The sequence below is a fragment of the Mesorhizobium sp. CO1-1-11 genome (genome assembly GCF_020164995.1).
GTDB lineage: Bacteria > Pseudomonadota > Alphaproteobacteria > Rhizobiales > Rhizobiaceae > Mesorhizobium > Mesorhizobium australicum.
In genome coordinates, this window is sequence record NZ_JAIUHE010000028.1 from 13,611 (window position 1) to 34,158 (window position 20,548).

Annotated in this window: 21 protein-coding genes, 1 pseudogene and 1 riboswitch; of the genes and pseudogenes, 15 read left to right on the top strand and 7 right to left on the bottom strand. The window is 63.2% G+C overall.

Features of this window, described 5'->3' with window-relative positions; translation table 11 throughout:
• The first annotated feature begins 74 nt into the window (after nucleotides 1-74).
• The 3 genes from LB554_RS26260 to LB554_RS26270 all read left to right on the top strand — a co-directional run bounded on the left by LB554_RS26260 (nucleotide 75) and on the right by LB554_RS26270 (nucleotide 2,571).
• Entirely contained in the window at nucleotides 75-1,007 is a 933-nt protein-coding gene (locus LB554_RS26260) for a DnaJ C-terminal domain-containing protein (protein WP_015318819.1), read from the top strand.
• A gap of 105 nt (nucleotides 1,008-1,112) precedes the next feature.
• A complete protein-coding gene (fabI, locus tag LB554_RS26265; protein WP_015318818.1) occupies nucleotides 1,113-1,931 on the top strand; it encodes an enoyl-ACP reductase FabI in 819 nt (272 codons plus the stop codon).
• 52 nt (nucleotides 1,932-1,983) lie between these two features.
• Nucleotides 1,984-2,571: a histidine phosphatase family protein gene (locus LB554_RS26270; RefSeq protein WP_224587705.1), complete on the top strand. Its 588-nt coding sequence runs from the start codon at nucleotides 1,984-1,986 to the stop codon at nucleotides 2,569-2,571.
• A 20-nt stretch (nucleotides 2,572-2,591) separates the two neighbouring features.
• Here the strand turns inward: LB554_RS26270 and LB554_RS26275 are convergent, their stop codons facing one another.
• Nucleotides 2,592-2,855, bottom strand: coding sequence for a DUF1344 domain-containing protein (locus LB554_RS26275; RefSeq protein ID WP_015318816.1), 264 nt, complete (start codon nucleotides 2,853-2,855; stop codon nucleotides 2,592-2,594).
• A gap of 183 nt (nucleotides 2,856-3,038) precedes the next feature.
• On the opposite strand from LB554_RS26275, the gene aroC reads away from it, so the two are divergent.
• A complete protein-coding gene (gene aroC, locus LB554_RS26280) occupies nucleotides 3,039-4,154 on the top strand; it encodes a chorismate synthase (RefSeq protein ID WP_224587707.1) in 1,116 nt (371 codons plus the stop codon).
• 93 nt (nucleotides 4,155-4,247) lie between these two features.
• Nucleotides 4,248-5,348 carry a 3,4-dihydroxy-2-butanone-4-phosphate synthase gene (gene ribB / locus LB554_RS26285; RefSeq protein WP_224587709.1) on the top strand — a complete coding sequence of 367 codons (1,101 nt, stop codon included), beginning with the start codon at nucleotides 4,248-4,250 and terminating at the stop codon, nucleotides 5,346-5,348.
• Nucleotides 5,349-5,367: 19 nt separating this feature from the next.
• Here ribB and LB554_RS26290 read toward each other — a convergent pair whose 3' ends face one another.
• Nucleotides 5,368-6,588, bottom strand: coding sequence for an MFS transporter (locus LB554_RS26290; protein ID WP_224587711.1), 1,221 nt, complete (start codon nucleotides 6,586-6,588; stop codon nucleotides 5,368-5,370).
• Nucleotides 6,589-6,708: 120 nt separating this feature from the next.
• Between LB554_RS26290 and LB554_RS26295 the strand changes: the two genes are divergently transcribed.
• Both LB554_RS26295 and LB554_RS26300 read left to right on the top strand, forming a co-directional pair.
• Complete coding sequence (locus tag LB554_RS26295) at nucleotides 6,709-7,317, top strand: TetR/AcrR family transcriptional regulator (RefSeq protein WP_140823329.1); 609 nt, start codon at nucleotides 6,709-6,711, stop codon at nucleotides 7,315-7,317.
• 90 nt (nucleotides 7,318-7,407) lie between these two features.
• Entirely contained in the window at nucleotides 7,408-8,391 is a 984-nt protein-coding gene (locus LB554_RS26300) for a hypothetical protein (protein ID WP_224587714.1), read from the top strand.
• Nucleotides 8,392-8,507: 116 nt separating this feature from the next.
• Here LB554_RS26300 and bluB read toward each other — a convergent pair.
• A pseudogene (bluB, locus tag LB554_RS26305) lies at nucleotides 8,508-9,182 on the bottom strand (5,6-dimethylbenzimidazole synthase); the annotation flags it as partial.
• Nucleotides 9,183-9,184: 2 nt separating this feature from the next.
• A riboswitch (cobalamin riboswitch) is annotated at nucleotides 9,185-9,367 on the bottom strand.
• A 178-nt stretch (nucleotides 9,368-9,545) separates the two neighbouring features.
• Between bluB and LB554_RS26310 the strand changes: the two are divergent.
• The 6 genes from LB554_RS26310 (at nucleotide 9,546) to LB554_RS26335 (ending at nucleotide 14,499) form a co-directional block, all read left to right on the top strand.
• Nucleotides 9,546-10,472, top strand: coding sequence for a histone deacetylase family protein (locus tag LB554_RS26310; protein ID WP_224587716.1), 927 nt, complete (start codon nucleotides 9,546-9,548; stop codon nucleotides 10,470-10,472).
• Between the two features lie 3 nt (nucleotides 10,473-10,475).
• Complete coding sequence (locus LB554_RS26315) at nucleotides 10,476-10,727, top strand: exodeoxyribonuclease VII small subunit (protein ID WP_015318808.1); 252 nt, start codon at nucleotides 10,476-10,478, stop codon at nucleotides 10,725-10,727.
• A 91-nt stretch (nucleotides 10,728-10,818) separates the two neighbouring features.
• Nucleotides 10,819-11,085: a DUF2277 domain-containing protein gene (locus LB554_RS26320; RefSeq protein ID WP_015318807.1), complete on the top strand. Its 267-nt coding sequence runs from the start codon at nucleotides 10,819-10,821 to the stop codon at nucleotides 11,083-11,085.
• A 38-nt stretch (nucleotides 11,086-11,123) separates the two neighbouring features.
• Nucleotides 11,124-12,044 (top strand): pirin family protein, encoded by a 921-nt coding sequence (locus LB554_RS26325; protein ID WP_140791879.1) that lies wholly within the window; start codon nucleotides 11,124-11,126, stop codon nucleotides 12,042-12,044.
• Nucleotides 12,045-12,119: 75 nt separating this feature from the next.
• Nucleotides 12,120-14,057: a 1-deoxy-D-xylulose-5-phosphate synthase gene (gene dxs, locus LB554_RS26330; RefSeq protein WP_224587717.1), complete on the top strand. Its 1,938-nt coding sequence runs from the start codon at nucleotides 12,120-12,122 to the stop codon at nucleotides 14,055-14,057.
• A 148-nt stretch (nucleotides 14,058-14,205) separates the two neighbouring features.
• Complete coding sequence (locus tag LB554_RS26335; RefSeq protein WP_140878129.1) at nucleotides 14,206-14,499, top strand: hypothetical protein; 294 nt, start codon at nucleotides 14,206-14,208, stop codon at nucleotides 14,497-14,499.
• Here the strand turns inward: LB554_RS26335 and LB554_RS26340 are convergent.
• Complete coding sequence (locus LB554_RS26340) at nucleotides 14,496-14,897, bottom strand: GFA family protein (protein WP_140878131.1); 402 nt, start codon at nucleotides 14,895-14,897, stop codon at nucleotides 14,496-14,498. The two genes, LB554_RS26335 and LB554_RS26340, sit on opposite strands and share 4 nt — an antisense overlap.
• A gap of 174 nt (nucleotides 14,898-15,071) precedes the next feature.
• Between LB554_RS26340 and LB554_RS26345 the strand changes: the two genes are divergently transcribed.
• Together LB554_RS26345 and LB554_RS26350 are read left to right on the top strand one after the other, a co-directional pair.
• Nucleotides 15,072-15,836 carry a TlyA family RNA methyltransferase gene (locus tag LB554_RS26345; RefSeq protein ID WP_140617294.1) on the top strand — a complete coding sequence of 255 codons (765 nt, stop codon included), beginning with the start codon at nucleotides 15,072-15,074 and terminating at the stop codon, nucleotides 15,834-15,836.
• Complete coding sequence (locus LB554_RS26350; RefSeq protein WP_224587719.1) at nucleotides 15,833-17,077, top strand: class I SAM-dependent RNA methyltransferase; 1,245 nt, start codon at nucleotides 15,833-15,835, stop codon at nucleotides 17,075-17,077. Before LB554_RS26345 ends, LB554_RS26350 begins: the two co-directional genes overlap by 4 nt.
• A 222-nt stretch (nucleotides 17,078-17,299) precedes the next feature.
• Here LB554_RS26350 and LB554_RS26355 read toward each other — a convergent pair whose 3' ends face one another.
• The 3 genes from LB554_RS26355 to LB554_RS26365 all read right to left on the bottom strand — a co-directional run bounded on the left by LB554_RS26355 (nucleotide 17,300) and on the right by LB554_RS26365 (nucleotide 20,364).
• Nucleotides 17,300-17,983 carry a transglutaminase-like cysteine peptidase gene (locus tag LB554_RS26355; protein ID WP_224587721.1) on the bottom strand — a complete coding sequence of 228 codons (684 nt, stop codon included), beginning with the start codon at nucleotides 17,981-17,983 and terminating at the stop codon, nucleotides 17,300-17,302.
• A 235-nt stretch (nucleotides 17,984-18,218) separates the two neighbouring features.
• Nucleotides 18,219-19,631: a metalloprotease TldD gene (gene tldD, locus LB554_RS26360; protein ID WP_140791883.1), complete on the bottom strand. Its 1,413-nt coding sequence runs from the start codon at nucleotides 19,629-19,631 to the stop codon at nucleotides 18,219-18,221.
• 172 nt (nucleotides 19,632-19,803) lie between these two features.
• A complete protein-coding gene (locus tag LB554_RS26365) occupies nucleotides 19,804-20,364 on the bottom strand; it encodes an invasion associated locus B family protein (RefSeq protein ID WP_015318798.1) in 561 nt (186 codons plus the stop codon).
• Between the last annotated feature and the right edge of the window lie 184 nt (nucleotides 20,365-20,548).

The window sequence follows — 20,548 nt, forward strand, 5'->3', positions numbered from 1 at the left end:
CTACTGGAATTTCTTCCTATGCGAGCGCATATAGGGGGCAAGTATGGACTCAACTCATTTCCAGGGCAGGAAGCATGCGCGACCCCTATGAGGTGCTGGGCGTTGCAAAGAACGCATCGGCCAAGGACATAAAATCGGCGTACCGGAAACTCGCCAAGAAGCATCATCCGGACCAGAATCCGAATGATCCCAAGGCAAAGGACCGTTTTGCCGCGGCCAATCAGGCCTATGAGGTCATCGGCGACGAGAAGAACCGTGCGGCTTTCGATCGTGGCGAGATCGACGCCGACGGCAAGCCGCGTTTCCAGGGTTTTGAAGGTGCGGCCGGCGGTGGCGACCCCTTTGCCGGGTTCCGCCGCCAGCAACAGGGCGCCGGAGGCTCGCGATTCGAGTTCCGCTCGGGCCGTCCGGGCGGCGATCCGTTCGACGGCAACAGCGATATCTTCAGCCAGATCTTCGGCGATGCCTTTTCAGGCGCGCGCGGGCCAGGCGCGGGCGACCGCCGCCAGACGGCGACAGCAGCCGACCTGAACGTCACGCTCGACGTCACCATCGAGGAAGCGGCCAATGCCGAGAAGGTGACGGCGATGTTCCCGGATGGCCGCAAGGTTGCGGTCAAGCTGCCGGCCTATGTCGAGGATGGCCAGACCATCCGGCTGAAGGGCCAGGGCGAGCAGGGACCGGGCCAACCCGGCGACGCACTGGTCAAGATCCATATCCGCCGGCATCCGCGTTACCGCATCGAAGGCCGTGACCTGCACGCTGACCTGCCGGTTTCGCTGGCCGATGCGGTGCTGGGCGCCAAGGTGCCGGTCGAGACGCCGACCGGCAGGCTCGCGGTCAACGTTCCCGCCTGGTCGAGCTCGGACAAGGTCCTGCGGCTCAAGGGCAGGGGCTTGCCGGAGAAAGCCGGCGGCCATGGCGATCTCTATGCCCATGTGCGCATCATGCTGCCGGAAGGCGGCGACAGCGCGCTGGAATCGCTGTTGCGCGGCCAAAAAGGCTGATCGAGAGCTTTTGTCCCCCGAACTGTCCGCTTTGAACGCTTGAAGGGGCTGTATGCCTGTGCGATAGGCACTCCACAAAGCAGATATCTTGCGGAGAACACGCATATGGCGGGTGGACAGGGCCTGATGGCCGGCAAGCGCGGCCTGATTCTTGGCGTCGCCAACAACAGGTCGATCGCTTATGGCATTGCCAAAGCCTGCGTCGATCACGGCGCCGAGATAGCGCTGACCTATCAGGGCGAAGCCTTCAAGAAGCGCGTCGAGCCGCTGGCGGCGGAACTGGGCGCCTTTGTCGCCGGCCATTGCGACGTAACCGATCCGGCGAGCCTGGACGAGGTCTTCGCCAATGTCGCCAAGCATTGGGGCAAGCTCGACTTCCTCGTGCACGCCATTGCCTTTTCCGATAAGGACGAGCTGACCGGCCGCTATGTCGAGACGACGCGCGACAATTTCCTGCGCACCATGGACATTTCAGTCTATTCCTTCACCACCATCGCCAAGCGCGCCGAAGCGCTGATGACCGAGGGTGGTTCGCTGCTGACGCTGACCTATTACGGCGCCGAGAAGGTCATGCCTCATTACAACGTCATGGGCGTCGCCAAGGCCGCACTCGAGGCCAGCGTGCGTTACCTCGCCGTCGATCTCGGGGCCAAGAAGATCCGCGTCAACGCGATCTCTGCCGGCCCGATCAAGACGCTGGCCGCCTCCGGCATCGGTGACTTCCGCTATATCCTGAAGTGGAACGAGTACAATTCGCCGCTGAAGCAGACGGTCACGCAGGAAGAGGTCGGCGATTCCGGCGTCTATTTCCTGTCCGACCTGTCGCGCGGCGTCACCGGCGAAGTGCATCATGTCGATTCCGGCTATCACGTCGTCGGCATGAAGGCGGTCGACGCGCCAGATATTTCGACGGTCAAGGATTAGGTCTCCCCGCCTTTCCTCCTTCCAGGCCCTGGCCCGATCTCCGGAAGAGCTGATGTACCCGCTGGTTTATATCGTGCGCCACGGCCAGACCGCGTGGAATGCCGAGTTCCGGCTTCAGGGCCAGGCCGATACCGATCTCAATGCTCTCGGCCGCGAACAGGCGAGCGCAAACGGGCATCGGCTGGCCGAACTCGTCGGCGCTCCCCAGGAATTCGACTTCGTCGCCAGTCCAATGAGACGCACGCGCGAAACGATGGAACGCATCCGCGCCGCGATGAGGCTCGATCCGCTCGCCTATCGAACCGATATCAGACTGATTGAAGTCAATTTCGGCAATTGGCAGAGTTTTACCTTCGCCGAGCTTGAGAGGCAGTCGCCCGGCGCGAGCCGATCCCGCGCACTGGACAAGTGGAACTTTCAGCCGCCAGGTGAAGGCGCGGAGAGCTACCAGATGCTGCTCGAACGGGTGAAGCCATGGTTCGACGAGCTTCGGGGGCAGACGATTTGCGTGACGCACGGGGGCGTCATGCGCACCCTGTTTCGCTTCGTGCTCGATATGCCCGAGGACGAGGCCGCGAACCTGGAGATACCGCAGGATCGCGTGCTCAAACTTGAAGGCAGGAGCCTGGAGTGGCTTTAAGACGCCGGTGACGCCAACTCCTAGTTCGTGTCGCTGTCACCCGGCAGTTGCATATCGGTGACGACGTTTTCGCCATCGGTCACATCGTAAGCGATGACGATGTCCATCCCCGGCTTCAGCGCATCGAGATCGGTTTCGGCATTCAGCTTGTAGGATTTGCCGTCGTCCAGCGTCAGCGTCAGCGCGTCCTTGTCGATCTTCTTGATCAGGCCTTCGGTCTGCCCGGCAAAGGCGGCGGTGGAGAGCAGCAGCGTGGCGGCGACAGCGCCAATCAGGGTACGCATCATCGTCCTCTTTGGTCATTGCGCCGGCCTGGGTGGCGGCGGATCCTCAACGGCGAATGGAGGAGAGCAGAAACCAACCGAATGTGTCAAAACTAAATCCGTCGGATCACAGTTTGACCACTGTGGAAAACGCCAATAGAAGGCTGTCTTCAGCCGGTTTCGATGCCGGGCAGGGCACTTTCCATGTCTCACAACACGTTCGGTCATCTTTTCCGCGTCACCACCTGGGGCGAGAGCCATGGCGCGGCGCTCGGCTGCGTGGTCGATGGTTGTCCGCCGGGTATCCGTTTCACGCGCGATGAAATCCAGGCCGAACTCGACAAGCGCCGCCCGGGTCAGTCGCGCTTCGTCACGCAGCGCCGCGAGCCGGACGAGGTGAAGATCCTCTCAGGCTTCGTCCTCGACGAGGACGGCGCGACGATGATCACCACCGGCACGCCGGTGTCGATGCTGATCGAGAATGTCGATCAACGCTCGAAGGACTATGGCGAGATCGCCCGCCAGTTCCGGCCGGGCCATGCCGACTACACCTACGACGTCAAATACGGCATACGCGACTATCGCGGCGGTGGCCGCTCCTCGGCGCGCGAGACCGCTGCCAGGGTCGCTGCCGGCGCGCTCGCCCGCAAAGTGGTGCCGGGCATGGTGGTGCGCGGCGCGCTCGTGTCGATGGGCGAAAAGTCGATCGACCGCGCCAACTGGAACTGGAATCTCATCGGCGATGCCGAGAACCCGTTCTTCACGCCGGATCCGGCTTCGATTCCTGTTTTTACGCGGTATCTCGACGGTATCCGCAAGGCCGGTTCCTCGGTTGGCGCGGTGATCGAGATCGTCGCCGACGGTGTGCCTGCCGGCCTCGGCGCGCCGATCTACGCCAAGCTCGACCAGGACATCGCGTCCGGCTTGATGTCGATCAACGCCGTCAAGGGCGTCGAGATCGGCAATGGTTTCGAGGCCGCCCGCATCACCGGCGAACAGAATGCCGACGAGATGCGCATGGGCAATGACGGCAAGCCGGTGTTCCTGTCCAACAACGCCGGCGGCATCCTGGGCGGCATCTCGACGGGCCAGGCGATCGTCGCCCGTTTTGCGGTGAAGCCGACTTCGTCGATCCTGACGCCCCGGAAGTCGATCGACAAGGACGGCAACGACGTGGAGGTGATGACCAAGGGGCGCCACGATCCCTGCGTCGGCATCCGAGCCGTGCCGATCGGCGAGGCCATGGTTGCCTGCGCCATTGCCGACCACTATCTGCGGCATCGAGGACAGACGGGGAAGGGAATAGGCGGTAGGGAATAGGCAGTAGTCAGTGGTCAGCTGCCAGCCCGACCCTTTTATTCCCCTAACCCCTACTGCCCAGTCCCTATTCCCTGCGAGCGAAGCGAGCATTCCATGTCTTACGACCAGAAGAAGATTGTCGAAGCCATCCGCGCCTTCGAACGCGGCGAGATCGTCGTCGTCATGGACGATGACGGGCGCGAGAACGAGGGCGACCTGATCGTCGCCGCCGTCCATTGCACGCCGGAGAAGATGGCCTTCATCGTTCGCAACACGTCGGGTATCGTCTGCACGCCGATGCCGCGCGAGGAGGCTAAGCGGCTGAACCTCGCGCCGATGGTGGCCGACAATGATTCGGCCCACACCACCGCCTTCACCGTCAGCGTCGACTTCAAGCATGGCACGACGACAGGCATTTCGGCCGACGACCGCACGCTGACTGTGCGTAACCTCGCCAACGGCAATGTCGGTGCCTCCGATTTCGTCCGCCCTGGACACATCTTCCCGCTCATAGCGCGCGAGGGCGGCGTCTTGATGCGCTCGGGTCATACCGAGGCGGCGGTCGATTTGTGCAAGCTCGCCGGCCTGCCGCCGATCGGCGTGATCTCGGAACTGGTCAATGACGACGGCACCGTCAAGCGCGGCCCGCAGGTCGCGGCCTTCGCCGAGGAGCATGGCCTCAAGCAGGTATCGGTCGCCGACCTCATCGCTTACCGGCAGCGCAAGGAGACCCTGGTCGAGCGCGTCGCCTGCTCCGACATCGAGACGCTGGGTGGCAAGGCCCAGGTCTTCACCTACACGCTGCCCTGGGACACGATGCATCACGTCGCCATCGTCTTCGGCGACATCCGCGACGGCGAGGAGGTGCCGGTGCGGCTGCATTCGGAGGATGTGGTGACCGACGTGTTCGGCACCAGCCACCGGCTCGACGGCATCATGAAGGCGATGGGCGAGCGCAGGCGCGGCGTCATCGTCTATCTCAGGGAAGGCTCGGTCGGCGTCGCCCACCAGGAGCGCAACCGGCCGGCGCCAGGCGACCGCGAGGACCATGAAGAGGCGCGCCGGCGCGAGAGCGAATGGCGCGAGATCGGTCTCGGCGCCCAGATCCTGAAGGACCTCGGCATTTCCTCGATCAACCTGATTGCCTCGCGCGAGCGCCACTATGTCGGCCTCGAAGGCTTTGGCATCCACATCGCCAAGACCGAGATCATCTGAGCTCGACAAACCCTGCCTGTCACTCGGCCGGGATTGCCGCCTCGCATCGTTCCAACTCGCATTCGTGGGTGGCGAGGCTGCGCTGGCCGAGCAGCACCGTGATCAGCGCGATAGCGCCTGACGTCACCGAGACCCAGAATCCGTTCTGGGCGCCGAATGCATCCACCACGGCGCCGGCGGCGAAGGAGCCTAGCGCCATGCCGATGCCGATCCCGGTGGTTACCCAGGTGATGCCTTCGGTCAGCATCGCTTCCGGGACATGCCGCTCGATCAGGCCGAAGGCGGTGATGAAGGTCGGCGAGATCGCCACGCCACTGATGAAGACAGTCAGCGCGAGCGCTGGCACGGTGCTGGCGGTAAGCGGCAGCAGTGTGCCGAGCGCGACCAAGGCAACCGAGATGGCGAGCTGGCGCTGCAGCGGTGCTTTCAGGTTGAGCGCGCCGATGATGATGCCGAGCACGAAGGAGCCCAGCGCATAGACACCGATGACGAGACTGGCAGTGCCCGGCTGGCCGAGTTCCTTGGTGATCGCCACCGTGCTCACCTCCGTCGTCGCGAAGGTCGCGCCGATGAAGATCATGGCGAAGGTGATGATTTGAACCGGCCCCAGGCGGATTGCCGAGCGGCTGGAGCCATTGTCCACCGGCCGCACTTGCGGCTCGGTCGAACGCTGCAGAATGAAGGCTATCGAGCCCAAGGCGAGGAACAGCGTGCTGACGAGCACGCCCGCTTCCGGGAACAGCGCGGCGCTGAGGCCCACAGATAGCGATGCGCCGGCAATATAGACCAGTTCGTCCGCCGCCGACTCGAAGGCGAAGGCGGTGTTCATCTCGGACCGGCCCCGGAAAATCTCGGTCCAGCGCGCCCGCACCATGGCCGGCATGCTTGGCATCGCCGCGGCCAGCAGCGCCGACGCGAACAGCGTCCATACCGGCCAGCCTTGATTGGCCGATGCGATCAGGGCCGCGAATGCGAGCACGGAGATGATGGTGGTGGGTACGACAACCCGCGTCTGGCCGAGGCGGTCGACCAACCTCGATATTTGCGGCGCCAGGAAGGCATTGGCCAAGGCGAATGTCGCCGAAACCGCACCCGCCAGCCAGTATTCGCCACGCGTCTGCGACAGCATCGCCACGATGCCGATCGGCGCCATGGCGATCGGCAGGCGCGCCATGAAGCCGGCGGCGGCAAAGCCCGTGGCTCCGGGAGCGCGAAAGATTTCCGAATAGGGGTTTTGCATGATCCTGTTCCTCGACAAGGGGCGATTCGACAGTTACATACGAGACGTATAAGTGTTAAATAGAGCATACGTCGCGTATGTCAATTGGCATACGGAGCGTATGTAAGTAAGGCCAGAAGCATGCATCGACCGCGCAAGGAGATGATCGCCGAGACACGCGCCAAGCTGATCGCCGCGGCGCGCCAGGCTTTCGGCACCATCGGCTATGCCGAAGCGTCGATGGATGATTTCACCGCGTCGGCCGGGCTGACGCGCGGCGCCCTTTACCATCACTTCGGCGACAAGAAGGGACTGCTTGAGGCGGTTATCGCCGAAATCGACGCGGAAATGGCGGCCCGGGTGAATGAGGTCGCGTCGCGGGCGCCGACCCGCTGGCAGCATTTCGTCGACGAATGCACCACCTATATCGAAATGGCGCTGGAGCCGGAAATCCAGCGCATCATGTTCCGGGATGGTCCGGCTGTGCTGGGCGATCCGGCACTGTGGTCGAATGCCAATGCCTGCGTCGGTTCAATGACCGATCATCTGACAGCGCTGCAGCGGGAAGGGGTGGTCGTCCCCGGCGTCGACCCGGAGTCGGCAGCGCGGCTGATCAATGGGGCGAGCAGCCAGGCCGCGCAGCGCATCGCCAATTCGCAAGATCCCGAAACGACATCGAAGATGGTGGTGGCCGCGTTCAAGCAATTGCTCGAAGGCCTGCTGAAAAAGCCGGAAGCGCTTTCAAGATGAACCACCATGGCAGTCCCGCCACTGCCTGCAATTGACAATAGCCGGTTTGAGCGCATCCTCCGCAGCCATCTCTGAGGGGAGATTCGGGGCATGTGGGATTTCGATATCGGCAGGTCGGTGTCCATCATGATGCGGACCTGGCCTTTCATTGTCTTTCGCATGATCATCTATTTTGGGATCACCCTGGCCTACATCGTGGCCACCGGCACCGGCGCCTCCGTCGGCTATGGCGTCGGCCATATTTCCACCGATCCCGACGGACCATTGTCTTTTGCGATGTGGGGCGGCGTGGTCGGTTTCGGCATCGTCTCGATCGCCGTCTACTGGATCCGCGAATACATTCTCTACGTCGTCAAGGCGGGCCATATCGCCGTCATGGTGCATCTGATCGACGGCAATGATATTCCCCACGGCCAGAACCAGATCGCCTACGCGAAAGAGGTCGTGACCGAGCGTTTTGCCGAGGCCAACATCCTTTTCGTCGTCGACCAATTGGTCAAGGGCGCCATACGCGCCATCACCGGCCTGCTCGGCGGCATCGCGGCCTTCCTGCCCATTCCTGGCCTGAGCGGCCTGGTTTCGTTCCTCAACACGGTGATTCGCCTGTCGCTGACCTATGTCGACGAGATCATTCTCGGCTACAACATCCGCATCAGTTCGTCCTCGCCGTTCGAAACCGCGCGCCAAGGCGTTGTGCTCTACGCCCAGAACGGCAAGACCATGGTCAAGAATGCCGTCTGGCTAGGGGTCATCATGTGGGGCGTGTCGTTCGTGATTTTCCTGCTGATGCTGGCTCCGGCAGCCGCTATTCTTTACGTCATGCCCGGGCAGCTCGCCGGCTGGGCTTTCGTGCTGGCAATCGTCTTTGCCTGGGCTTTCAAGGCGGCCTTCATTGAGCCGTTCGCCATTGCCTGCCTGATGCAGGTCTATTTCAAGACCATCGAGGGTCAGGTGCCCGATGCCGCCTGGGACGCCAGGCTGGCCGAAGCCTCGTCGAAGTTCAGGGAACTCAAGGACAAGGCGCTCTCCACTTTCGGCGGTTCGCGCTGGGGCACTGCCGGCGCGACGAGCTGATCAACCGGCCTCGCCGGCGCACCGGCGACGGTGCCGAGGCGCGCCACTGCTGATTTGAGCGGCGCTTCGCCTTGCCCGCGAAAAGTCTCGCTCATGATAAGCTCGGGCAACGGCAGCCGCCGGCCCCAGCCGTGTGTTTCGAGCTCCGGCTTCGGTGCGAACTCGGAAACACGGCCGACGCAGAGATAGGCGATCGGTGTCACCTGGTCGGGAATGGCCAGCAAGCTTTTCAGCGCTTGCGCCTCGATGATGCTGACCCAGCCGACGCCAACGCCTTCGGCGCGTGCCGCCAGCCAGAAATTCTGCACCGCGCAGACCGTGCTGTAGAGATCCATCTCCGGATTGTGCCAGCGCCCCAGCGGCGAGCCTTTCGAGCGTTCGCGGTCGCAGGTGATGCAGATGTTGAGAGCGCTTTCGCAAATGCCTTCGAGCTTGAGCTTGCGGTAGAGCGCCTGCCGTTCTGCCTCGATTTCAGGCAGTTCCCGTTCTCGCGCGGCCAGGAACAGGTCGCGCACTTCCGCCCGCCGCGCGGCATCGCGAATGACGATGAAATTCCAAGGTTGCATGAAGCCGACCGACGGCGCGTGGTGGGCGGCAAGCAGCAGCCGCGCCAGCACCTCGTCGTCGATGGCCTCCGATGTAAAATGGCTGCGGACGTCGCGCCGCGTGAAGATGGCGCGGTAAACAGCGTCGCGCGCAATCTGGTCAAATCCATCGCCCATTGGAGTGGTCATAGCTTCCGGCATCGCTTGTCCCCTTGCGATTGCAATCGATGTCATCCGCCTGACCATGCGGATGACGATGCCTGCCAGGCCGGTCTTCTGGCTCGGGATCAACCCGCGTCCGGTGCCTTCCCGTCATCGACAGTGGCATTTACCGGCGCGGTCCCCCTCACAGCGTTGGGCACGCCACGGAGTTCAACCGTGTTCCCGATTCTCCCGCCAGGGCATTTGCAGCCAAGTGGAATCACTTGGCGTCGCAAAATGCGGCTAAAACAAACAGCCCGGCGGGCACCAGGCAGTGGTTGCGACCTTACGCCGAAGGGCCGGCGCCGCCAATGCCCGCAGCGACATGAATGGACGCAGGTTCGATTTTCCCCAGCGATCAAGCCGCAACGCATGGCCATCACGACGCCGGGGCACTAGATAGGGGGCATGGCCACCCGTCTCTACACGCACCCGATCTTTCTCGAACACATCACGCCGCCCGGTCACCCCGAGCGGCCCGACCGCCTGCGCGCCATCGAGCGCGTGCTCGACGACGAAGCTTTTGCCACGCTTGACCGCGTCGAGGCACCGCACGGCGACGAGGCGACCATCCTCTACGCGCATCCCGCCGATTTCGTCGCGCGTGTCCGCGCCGCCATCCCCGACGAAGGCATTGCCCGCATCGACGCCGACACCACCGCCAGCCCGAAAAGCTGGCAAGCGGTGATTACGGCGATCGGTGCCGCCAATGCTGCCGTCGACGACGTCTTTGCGGGCCGTGCCGACAACGTTTTCGTCGCCGCCCGTCCGCCCGGCCACCATGCCGAAAAGACCACGGCCATGGGCTTCTGCTTCTTCAACACGGCGGCAATCGCAGCGCGCCATGCGCAGAAGAAGCACGGCGCCGAGCGTGTCGCGGTCGTCGACTGGGACGTGCACCACGGCAACGGCACGCAGGATATTTTTTGGGACGATCCCTCGGTGCTCTATTGCTCGACGCACCAGATGCCGCTTTATCCCGGCACGGGCGCGAAGAGTGAGACCGGCGCCGGCAACATCGTCAATGCGCCGCTGGCGCCTCGGACGGGCAGCGAGGTGTTTCGCGATGCGTTCCTGTCGCGCGTGCTGCCGGCACTCGACAATTTCGCGCCGGATCTGATTATCATTTCGGCCGGCTTCGATGCGCACCATCGCGACCCGCTGGCGGAAATCAATCTGACCGAGGACGATTTCGACTGGGCGACCGGCCAGCTGATGCAGCGCGCCGCACGCCACGGCGGCAACCGGCTCGTCAGCCTGCTCGAGGGCGGCTACGATCTGCAGGGATTGGCATTTTCGGTCGCCGCCCATGTCGGGCGACTGATGAAAGGATGAATGATGACCGGTGAGATCAACGAAGACGTCAAGGCGATGAGCTTCGAACAGGCACTCGACGCACTGGAGAAGATCGTCGACGATCTAGAGCGTGGCGACGTGCCGCTCGACCAGTCGATCCGGATTTACGAGCGCGGCGAGGCGCTGAAGGTCCATTGCGACCGGCTGCTGAAGGCCGCCGAGGACAAGGTCGAGAAGATCAGGCTGTCGCGCGACGGCAAGCCGGTTGGAACCGAGCCGCTCGACGCGGACTGAGGTCCGGAGCAGCCTACCGGTTTTTGGACACGATCATCATTGAGGATACAGTTCGTCCCGATTGAAACGGACAAGAGGAGATACGGAAGCGATGTGCAGAAACATCAAGACCCTGTTCAATTTTGATCCGCCGGCAACCAACGACGAAGTCCGCGACGCGGCACTGCAGTTTGTCCGCAAGCTGAGCGGCACGACGCGGCCTTCTGCCAAGAACCAGCATGCGTTCGATCATGCCGTCGAAGCCATCGCGGCATCCGCACGCGAATTGCTCGATTCCCTCGAAACCCACCAGCATCCGCGCAATCGCGAAGAGGTGGCAGCCAAATTAAAAGCAAAAGCGGCGATCCGGTTCGCCTGATATGCCCAAGCGCCACTGACCGCTGACGAGGAGAGTTCATGAGCTTCTTCCCCGGCAAAGACCCTGAGGCCGGCGATGCCTTCGCCAGCGACCAGATCGAGCTGATGGTTATCCCTAACGCCAAGGACATTGGCGGTTTCGAGGTGCGTCGCGCCTTGCCGACCGCCAAGCGGCGCCTGGTCGGGCCGTTCATCTTCTTCGATCGAATGGGTCCCGCGATCATGCGCGCCGGCCAGGCGCTCGATGTCCGTCCCCACCCGCATATCGGCCTGTCGACCGTGACCTATCTGTTCGACGGCAAGATCAGGCACCGCGATTCGCTCGGCACCGAGATGGTCATCCAACCCGGCGACGTGAACCTGATGACGGCCGGTCGCGGCATCGTCCACTCCGAGCGCACGCCGCAGGAATTGCGCGGCGCGCCGATGTCGATCTCCGGCCTGCAGACCTGGTTGGCTCTGCCGGACGGCAAGGAAGAGGTGGCACCGGTGTTCGAGAACACCGCGGCGCTGCGGCTTCCTGAAATCGACGCCGAAGGCGTCAGCGGCCGGGTCGTCATCGGCGATTTCCAGGGTTTGCGGTCTCCGGTGCGGGCCGATTCCGAGACACTCTATGCAGATTTGCGGCTGGCGCCCGGCGCCAGCGTCAAAATCCCGGCCGATGCCGAGGAGCGCGCCATCTACACGCTGGAGGGCGAGGTCTCGATTTCGGGTGATGCGTTCCCAGCGGAACGGCTGCTGGTATTCCGGCCCGGCGACGAGATCGTCATATCGTCATCGACCGGTGCGCATTTCATGCTGTTCGGCGGCGCCTCGCTTGGTTCGAAGCGCTACATCTGGTGGAATTTCGTTTCCTCGTCCAAGGAGCGCATCGAGCAGGCCAAGCAGGAATGGAAGACTGGCCGCTTCGATATCGTTCCTGGCGATGAGAAAGAATTCATACCGCTGCCGGAAGGCTGAGAAGATCGGTGAGGCGCTGACCGTCCGCGTCAGCGACACGCATTTACTTTCGCCGGCCGGCGGCCTATCCCGCCGATGAACAGAAAGTCTGGGCCCAACGTGAACGCAACGCCGCATACGCCGCTTCTCGATAGGGTTCGCGTCCCGGCCGACCTGCGCACGCTGGCCGAGAGCGACTTGCCGCAACTGGCATCAGAGCTTCGCCTCGAACTGATCGACGCGGTGTCGCGCACCGGCGGCCATCTCGGTGCCGGCCTTGGCGTGGTCGAACTGACGGTGGCGCTGCATTATGTCTTCAACACACCCGATGACCGGCTGATCTGGGATGTCGGCCACCAGGCCTATCCGCACAAGATACTGACCGGCCGTCGCGACCGCATCCGCACCTTGCGCCAGGAAGGCGGGTTGTCGGGCTTCACCCGCCGAGCCGAGAGCGAATACGACCCGTTCGGCGCCGCCCACTCCTCGACATCGATATCGGCCGGCCTCGGCATGGCCGCCGCCCGCGACCTCTCAGGCGGGCGCAACAATGTCATCTCCGTCATCGGCGACGGCGCCATGTCGGCCGGCATGGCTTATGAGGCGATGAACAATGCCGGCGCGCTCGATGCGCGCCTCATCGTCATCCTCAACGACAATGACATGTCGATCGCCCCGCCAACCGGCGCCATGAGCGCCTATCTGGCGCGTCTGGCTTCCGGCAAGGCCTATGTCGGCCTGCGCGACTTCGGCAAGAAGCTGACCTCCTATCTCGGCAAGCGAGCCGATCGAGCCATCACCCGCGCGGTCGAGCATGCGCGCGGTTACGTCACCGGCGGCACCTTGTTCGAGGAACTCGGCTTCTATCACATCGGCCCGATTGACGGTCACAATCTGGAGCATCTCATCCCGGTCCTGAAAAACGTCCGTGACAACGGCAAGGGTCCGGTGCTGATCCATGTCGTCACCCAGAAGGGCAAGGGCTACGCGCCGGCGGAAGCGGCCGCCGACAAGTATCATGGCGTCAACAAATTCGACGTCATCACCGGCGCACAGGCCAAGGCGCCGGCCAATGCACCGGCCTACACCAAGGTGTTTGCCGAAAGCCTGATCCAGGAGGGCCGCGAGGACGACCGCATCGTCGCCGTCACCGCCGCCATGCCGGGCGGCACCGGCCTCGACCTGTTCGGCGAGGTGTTTCCGTCAAGGACTTTCGACGTCGGCATTGCCGAGCAGCATGCGGTGACCTTCGCCGCCGGCCTGGCGACGGAAGGCTACAAGCCCTTCGCCGCGATCTATTCGACCTTCCTGCAGCGCGCCTACGATCAGGTCGTCCATGACGTCGCGATCCAGAAACTGCCGGTGCGTTTCCCCATCGATCGCGCCGGCTTTGTGGGCGCCGACGGTGCCACCCATTGCGGCGCGTTCGACACCACCTTCCTGGCAAGCCTGCCGGGCTTTGTCGTAATGGCCGCGGCCGACGAGGCGGAATTGCGTCACATGGTGCGCACCGCCGCCAGCTACGACGACGGGCCGATCGCCTTCCGCTATCCGCGCGGCAACGGCGTCGGCGTCGACATGCCCGAGCGAGGCTCTGTTCTGGAGATCGGCAAAGGCCGCATCGTCCGGGAAGGCAGCAAGGTTGCCCTCCTGTCCTTCGGCACAAGGCTGCAGGATTGCCTCATCGCAGCCGAGGAACTCGGCGCGGCCGGGCTTTCCACCACGGTCGCCGATGCCCGTTTCGCCAAGCCGCTCGACCAGGATCTGATCCGGCGGCTGGCCCGCTCGCATGAGGTTCTGGTGACGGTGGAGGAGGGCGCCATTGGCGGCTTCGCCAGCCATGTGCTGCAATTCCTCGCCCATGAAGGACTGCTCGAAAGCGGCCTGAAGGTACGCCCGCTGGTGCTGCCGGATGCCTTCACCGACCACGCCAAGCCAGAGAAGATGTATGCCGATGCTGGTCTCGACGTCGCCGGAATCGTGCGCACCGTATTCACCGCGCTCGGCCATACGGTCCGCGCCCAGCGCGCCTGAATCAAAACCTCAACGGTTTGAATCAGTTTGCCGGCTCGATTTCGTAACATATTGTTAACGTTGCTGTTTGGCGTTTTGCTTACCCTGTCCCTTGGCCGTTTTTCAACGCCGCCCTGCTAGATCACGGCCAGGCAGGGAGACAACGAGAATGAAGACGCTTCTATGCGGCGTGGCCTTGTTGGCGGTTATGGTCGTACCGGCTGCCGCCGAAACGCCCTACGACCGCAATCTCGAAAAGGCGGCGATAGGCATTGTCGCCGGCAAGATGGGCGATATCCGCGGCGGCTTTTCCTACAAGCAAATTCCGCAGCTTGTGGTGCCGCCGGATCCTTCGCCTGTATCACCTGTTGCGACCGGGCATGCGCGTGAGCAGGCTTCAGGGGCTCGAGACGACGGTCTGTCTCCAGCCATCGAGCGCCAGGCTCCGCGAACCATCTTCTAAAACCACATGTGGCGTACGCAGCGGCCGTCGCGCGGCAGATCGTCGTACGTGTCGAGGCCATCGAAATGGTCGATCGGCAGATCGGCGACGGCCTCGGGGGGCGCCAACCGGACATTGACGGCCATGCGTCTTCGACCCGAGGCGCTGGCGCGCAGTCCGCGCCAGCCGAGCACGCAGGCGCAGCGCGGGCAAAACAGGATCTCAAGCGACGGCTCTTCCTTTCCAGCGCGCGTATAGCTGCCCATCGGCCCCGAAACGCGAATGCGTTCGTCGACATAATCATAGGCCCAGAGCGCGCCATAGCGGCGGCAAAGCGTGCAGTTGCAGGCCGTCACCGGGCCGGGGTCGCCCTCCAGCGTCCAGTGGGCGGCGCCACAGTGGCAGGTTCCCGTCAGCATTCGTTCTCCTTCGAGTTGCGACAAACAGAGGGCTCTTCGTGGCCAATATTCTGCCGGACCCGGCATGATGGGCGCAAGCCGCGGCCTGGTTCGATGCACCAGCCGCTCTCGTAGGATCACTTTGGTCCATCTAATGTCCTTGCCTTCACCGCGGGCTTTCGTCAGAGAAGGCCGATGAACTCGCCTCTGCCAGCCAGCACACGCCAGCGGCTCGACGACCTGCTCGTCCAGCGCGGGCTGTTTGCCAGCCGCTCGCGCGCCCGCGACGCGGTGGAGCGCGGCACGGTGACGGTCGACGGCGCCATAGCCCGCAAGCCCGGCCAGAACGTTTCGCCGCAATGCGTTGTCGCCATCGACGATCCGGCGCAAGCCTATGTCTCGCGCGCCGCGCTCAAGCTGATCGCCGGGCTCGACCATTTTAGCCTCGACCCGGCCGGTCGCGAGGCCCTCGACATCGGCGCCTCGACCGGCGGTTTCACCCAGGTGCTGCTCGAACGCGGCGCGTCCCATGTCACGGCAATCGATGTCGGGCATGGCCAGATGCATCCTGATGTCGGTGGTGATCCGCGCGTGACCGTGATCGAGGGCCTGAACGCGCGCGATCTCACCGTTGCCGATCTTGCCGGCCGCAATCCGGATTTCATCGTTTCCGACGTCAGTTTCATCTCGCTGAAACTGGCGCTGCCGCCGGCACTCGCCATTGCCAAGCCCGGCGCCGGTGCGATCTTTCTGGTCAAGCCGCAATTCGAGGCCGGTCGCGAGGCGATCGGCAAGGGCGGTTTGTTGAAGGATCCCTTCGATGCCGCCCGTGTCGCGGGCCTGCTGCAGGATTGGCTGGATGCCGTTCCCGGCTGGCGCTCGCTTGGCCTGCATCTGTCGCCGATCGAAGGTGGCGACGGCAATCGCGAATTCCTGCTCGGTGGGATCAAGGACCGATGAGCGTACGCTTCACAATACGAAAGCTCGGATCGCAGGGCGACGGCATCGCCGAGACCGAGAGCGGCGATCTGTTCATTCCCTTCACGCTGCCGGGCGAGATCGTCACCGCCGCGCGCGAGCGGGATCGCGCCACGCTGATGGCGGTGCTGGAAGCCTCTCCGCTGCGCGTCGAACCAGCCTGCCGCCATTTCACCGAATGCGGCGGCTGTGCCCTCCAGCATTTCGAGACCGAAGCCTATCGCCGATGGAAACGCGAAAAGGTGGTGCACGCATTGAAGGGCAAGGGCATCGAGTGCGAGATTGGCGAACTGGTCGCCTGCGCGCCGCAGTCGCGCCGCCGCGTCGTGCTTGCCGCCCGGCGCACGGACGCAGGCATGCTGCTCGGCTTCAATCGCCATCTGTCGCCCGAGATCATCTCCATATCCGAATGCCCGATCTCACTGCCCGAGATCGTCGCGGCACTCGGCCAGCTGAGGGCGCTGGCCGAATTGATATGCGCCACCACCAAATCGTTCCGGATGGCGGTCACCGTTACGGGTTCCGGCCTCGACATCGCGGTGCACGAGTCAGGCAAGCTCGGCGAACACCAGCGCCGTATCGCCTCCAATTTTGTCATTGCGCAAGGCTTTGCCAGGCTGTCCATCGATGACGAGATCGTCATCGAACCAAGGAAGCCCGTGGTCATGTTCGGCAGTGTTGCGGTCGCCGTGCCGCCCGGCGCCTTTCTGCAGGCGACGGAGGCCGCCGAACGGACCATGGCCGAGATCGTCGGCGGACATCTGAAGCGTGCAAAAAAAATTGCCGATCTCTTTGCCGGTTGCGGCAGCTTTGCCTTGCGGCTGGCGACGAAATCGGAAGTCCATGCGGCCGAAGGCGACGCGGCCGCGCTTTCGGCGCTCGACCGGGGATCACGTTTCGCGACCGGCCTCAAGCGGGTGACGGGCGAACGACGCGACCTGTTTCGCCGGCCACTGACCTTCAAGGAGTTGAACGCCTTCGACGGCCTTGTCTTCGATCCGCCGCGCGCCGGCGCCGAAGACCAGTCGACGCAGATCGCCCGCTCGGACGTTCCATACGTTGCCGCGGTGTCCTGCAACCCGGTGACGCTGGCCCGCGACCTGCGCATTCTCATCGACGGCGGCTATACCTTGACCAGCGTGACGCCAATCGATCAGTTCCTGTGGTCGCCACATGTCGAGGCGGTCGCCTTGCTGGAAAAACCCAGGAAGAGGCGCGGCTGAGCACGTTTCGTTCAGACTACTGAGCCACAGAAAACCGCGCTTCCCAAGCGCTGCTGCGGGATCCTCCGGTTAAAGCGACTCCAGGAAGAATGGGTAGCGGTTTTCCGTCCGGAATTGCGTCGAAATGAAGAGAGAGCGGTTCAGCGATTCTATCAAACACCGAACCGCTCTAAAAAAGCCGCCGAACGCCTGTAATGCCTGAACCGTACGGTCCAGGCAGGCTCAATCTACGAGCTTTGCAGCATTCGCGAAGGTTTTCGGCGTGCCGCCTCGCTGGTTGACCGACTGCCAGACATTCGGATTCTGCTGCGATTGACGTTTCAGGAAGTAGTAGCCGGTTGCATTCCAGGGCCTGATTTGGTCGACCATATTGTCGAGGACAAGATCGCCTTTATCGGTTTTCACCGTCAGGATGGTGTGGCCCTCATTGTTGAGATCGCGCACGACCGTCATCAACAGCGCTTGCCGGGGAAATCCAGCCTCTTGAAGGAGCTTGCGTTTGTAGAGTGCGTAGATCTTGCAATCGCCTTTGCCGTCAACCGGATAATCCCAATGGTCCGCCATCGTGCCCCAGTGATCGAAATTGCTGACGGGTTTGATGGCGCTGTTCGCCTTCTGATTTATCCGCTTGAGGATGCGGAAGGTCCGCGCTGTCAGCTTGACATTCGCGGCCGGCAGAGCCGGCACCTTGCACTCTTTTGGGCGGCGATGACAGAAATCGATCCAACCGTAGGGGACGCTGGTGCTTCCACCCACGGAGGCAGAGCGTGATCCATCCATGGAAGATTGGGTCGATCGCGACTTGAACAAAGTCGACTGGGCCGACGCCGGACTGGCTAGCAGCGATGCCGCACCAATCAACGAAACAAAGCCAAGCAGGAGAGCCAGGAGGGGGGAGTGCCGCATTGCCAAAACCACCACCGCACCGAGGAACTGGTGCTGCGTTCGTGCGTGAGAGGCAGCCCAGGCAGTCAAAGACCTAATAATTTGTTAATGTGGATTGTGTCCACTTCAAGGTCCCGGCCGCCGAAAAGACGGCCCCTGTCAGGCCGGCCCCTGTCAGGATGACAATGGGCATGGTGGAGGGCGCCTGCATCCGGAAACGTCACGGCGGGTGATGACACCGGAACGGCACCGAGTTTCAAACCCGCGTGCCGCCGACCGTCATCTGGTTCATCCTGAGATGCGGCTGGCCAACGCCGACGGGTACGCCCTGGCCGGCCTTGCCGCACATGCCGATGCCGTTGTCGAGCTTCATGTCGTTGCCGACCATCGAGACGCGGTGCATGGCATCAGGCCCGTTGCCGATCAGCATCGCGCCTTTGATCGGCTGCGTCACCTTGCCGTTCTCGATCATGTAGGCCTCGGTGCAGCCGAACACGAATTTGCCCGACGTGATGTCGACCTGGCCACCGCCGAAGGATACGGCGTAGATGCCGTTCTTGACGGAGGCGATGATTTCGTCCGGCTCCATGTCGCCTGAGGTCATGTAAGTGTTGGTCATGCGCGGCATCGGCTGGTGCGCATAGCCTTCTCGCCGGCCATTGCCGGTGGCTTTCATGCCCATCAGCCGGGCATTCTGCCGGTCCTGCATGTAGCCGACCAGTTTGCCGTCCTCGATCAAGACGTTGCGGGCCGAAGGCGTGCCTTCGTCGTCGACGGTGAGTGAGCCGCGCCGCTCTGGGATGGTGCCGTCGTCGACGACCGTCACCCCCTTGGCGGCCACCTGCTGCCCCATCAGGCCGGCGAACGCCGACGTTTTCTTGCGGTTGAAATCGCCTTCAAGACCATGGCCGACGGCTTCGTGCAGCATCACGCCCGGCCAGCCATTGGATAGCACGATGTCGAAAGTGCCTGCCGGGGCCGGGATTGCCTCCAGGTTGACCACCGCTTGCCGGAGCGCCTCCCTGGCGGCGTGCTTCCAACTATCCTCGATCAGGAATTCGCCGAATGCCTTGCGCCCGCCCATGCCATAGGAGCCGCTTTCCTGGCGGTCGCCGTCGCCGACGACGACCGAGACGTTGACGCGGACCATCGGCCTGATATCGCGCACTATCTGGCCGTCGGCACGAACGATCTCGACATGCTGCCAGGACGCGGCGATCGAGGCCGTCACCTGGCGCACGCGTGGATCCTCGGCGCGCAGCCAGGCATCGATTTCTTGCAGCAGCTTCGCCTTGGCCTCGAAGGAAGGCGAGGGGATCGGGTTCTCGTCGCCGTAGAGATGGCGGTTGGTACGGGCGGGGGCTGCGGCAAGCGTGCCGGAATAGCCACCCTTGACGGTCGAGACGGCTTCGGCCGCGCGCAGCAGCGATGCCTCGGACAGGTCGCTGGAATGAGCGTAGCCGCTGGCCTCGCCGGCGACGGCCCGCAGGCCAAAGCCCTGGTCGGTGTTGAAATTGGCGGTCTTCAGCTTGCCATTGTCGAACATCAGCGCTTCGCTCTCGCTGTATTCGAGGAAAAGCTCGCCGTCGTCGGCGCCCTTGATGGTGTCTGCGACGATCTGCTTGATGCGGTCGTCTGAAATGTCGAATTGGCCGATCAGGCTGTTCATGGCGCGTCCGTCCGTGGGATGTTTGCTTTCCCCCGATGTAGGCGTGAAGCCGCGCCCACACAATCGGCAATGAGGAATCGGCGCCGACGAATGATTTCGTTCGCTGAACGCAGGGCATGCGTCTGGGGTCGGCAAAAGCCGCGTCCAGGCCTGGTACAGCGCGAAGCCGCGATCAGGGCAGAGCGGCGAAGCCTTCGGCGAAACCCTTGAGGTCGACGGGAATGCCGATACCCTCTTCCGGAGTCTGGAAAACGATGAATGTTGCCGACGTACCGGTCTTCAGCGTGTCGAGCAGCGGCTTTTCGAGAATGACCTCGGCATAACAGCCGTCCTGGAAGCAGCGCACGAAATAGGCGCGGCCAATGTCCTTGCCGTCGACGTTGAGCCCGAGGCCGTTCGGCAACAGCACGCCGAGCGGCGCCAGCACGCGCAGGATCTCGGCCTTGTTGTCGGCGGTGCGCAGCACGACGACCGAAAGCCCCATCTCCGGACGATCCTCGGCGACGACGTTCTGCATCATCACGCATTGTTCCGAGGTGGCGCCGGCCGGCGTGTCGCAGATGATCGACCATGCGCCATGGGTCGAGCGCACCGTGCCGCTTGGCTGGGCAGCATTGGCGTTGCCGGCGATGGACAGACCGGCCGCGCACAGGACCGCGAGAAACAGGGCGTTTGCCAAGGTTCTCGAAAGGCCCAGTCGCGTATGCCTCAGTCTCGAAAGCCAAGAGTTCATGACGGCTCCATTGCGAATCACGGCACTTTAAGCCGCGCCAATGCCAAGTAAAGGACGAGACCGTGGCCGAACTGTCCCTAAAAAGGCAATGCGGCGCTTTTCCTTGCCAAATTCGCCTGAATTACGACGCTTTGCGGGTGTCGCCGGCACAAGGCGTGCGGCCCGCCGAACATACGCGATTCGC

What these genes read in the sequence shown, in the direction of transcription:
- tldD (WP_140791883.1), bottom strand. Translation starts at nt 19,631, where the DNA reads ATGAACAGCCTGATCGGCCAATTCGACATTTCAGACGACCGCATCAAG.
- LB554_RS26365 (WP_015318798.1), bottom strand. Translation starts at nt 20,364, where the DNA reads ATGAACTCTTGGCTTTCGAGACTGAGGCATACGCGACTGGGCCTTTCG.
- LB554_RS26275 (WP_015318816.1), bottom strand. Translation starts at nt 2,855, where the DNA reads ATGCGTACCCTGATTGGCGCTGTCGCCGCCACGCTGCTGCTCTCCACC.
- LB554_RS26300 (WP_224587714.1), top strand. Translation starts at nt 7,408, where the DNA reads ATGTGGGATTTCGATATCGGCAGGTCGGTGTCCATCATGATGCGGACC.
- LB554_RS26335 (WP_140878129.1), top strand. Translation starts at nt 14,206, where the DNA reads ATGAAGACGCTTCTATGCGGCGTGGCCTTGTTGGCGGTTATGGTCGTA.
- LB554_RS26350 (WP_224587719.1), top strand. Translation starts at nt 15,833, where the DNA reads ATGAGCGTACGCTTCACAATACGAAAGCTCGGATCGCAGGGCGACGGC.
- ribB (WP_224587709.1), top strand. Translation starts at nt 4,248, where the DNA reads ATGTCTTACGACCAGAAGAAGATTGTCGAAGCCATCCGCGCCTTCGAA.
- LB554_RS26320 (WP_015318807.1), top strand. Translation starts at nt 10,819, where the DNA reads ATGTGCAGAAACATCAAGACCCTGTTCAATTTTGATCCGCCGGCAACC.
- aroC (WP_224587707.1), top strand. Translation starts at nt 3,039, where the DNA reads ATGTCTCACAACACGTTCGGTCATCTTTTCCGCGTCACCACCTGGGGC.
- LB554_RS26355 (WP_224587721.1), bottom strand. Translation starts at nt 17,983, where the DNA reads ATGCGGCACTCCCCCCTCCTGGCTCTCCTGCTTGGCTTTGTTTCGTTG.
- LB554_RS26295 (WP_140823329.1), top strand. Translation starts at nt 6,709, where the DNA reads ATGCATCGACCGCGCAAGGAGATGATCGCCGAGACACGCGCCAAGCTG.
- LB554_RS26325 (WP_140791879.1), top strand. Translation starts at nt 11,124, where the DNA reads ATGAGCTTCTTCCCCGGCAAAGACCCTGAGGCCGGCGATGCCTTCGCC.
- LB554_RS26290 (WP_224587711.1), bottom strand. Translation starts at nt 6,588, where the DNA reads ATGCAAAACCCCTATTCGGAAATCTTTCGCGCTCCCGGAGCCACGGGC.
- LB554_RS26315 (WP_015318808.1), top strand. Translation starts at nt 10,476, where the DNA reads ATGACCGGTGAGATCAACGAAGACGTCAAGGCGATGAGCTTCGAACAG.
- LB554_RS26340 (WP_140878131.1), bottom strand. Translation starts at nt 14,897, where the DNA reads ATGCTGACGGGAACCTGCCACTGTGGCGCCGCCCACTGGACGCTGGAG.
- dxs (WP_224587717.1), top strand. Translation starts at nt 12,120, where the DNA reads ATGAACAGAAAGTCTGGGCCCAACGTGAACGCAACGCCGCATACGCCG.
- LB554_RS26270 (WP_224587705.1), top strand. Translation starts at nt 1,984, where the DNA reads ATGTACCCGCTGGTTTATATCGTGCGCCACGGCCAGACCGCGTGGAAT.
- LB554_RS26345 (WP_140617294.1), top strand. Translation starts at nt 15,072, where the DNA reads ATGAACTCGCCTCTGCCAGCCAGCACACGCCAGCGGCTCGACGACCTG.
- LB554_RS26260 (WP_015318819.1), top strand. Translation starts at nt 75, where the DNA reads ATGCGCGACCCCTATGAGGTGCTGGGCGTTGCAAAGAACGCATCGGCC.
- LB554_RS26310 (WP_224587716.1), top strand. Translation starts at nt 9,546, where the DNA reads ATGGCCACCCGTCTCTACACGCACCCGATCTTTCTCGAACACATCACG.
- fabI (WP_015318818.1), top strand. Translation starts at nt 1,113, where the DNA reads ATGGCGGGTGGACAGGGCCTGATGGCCGGCAAGCGCGGCCTGATTCTT.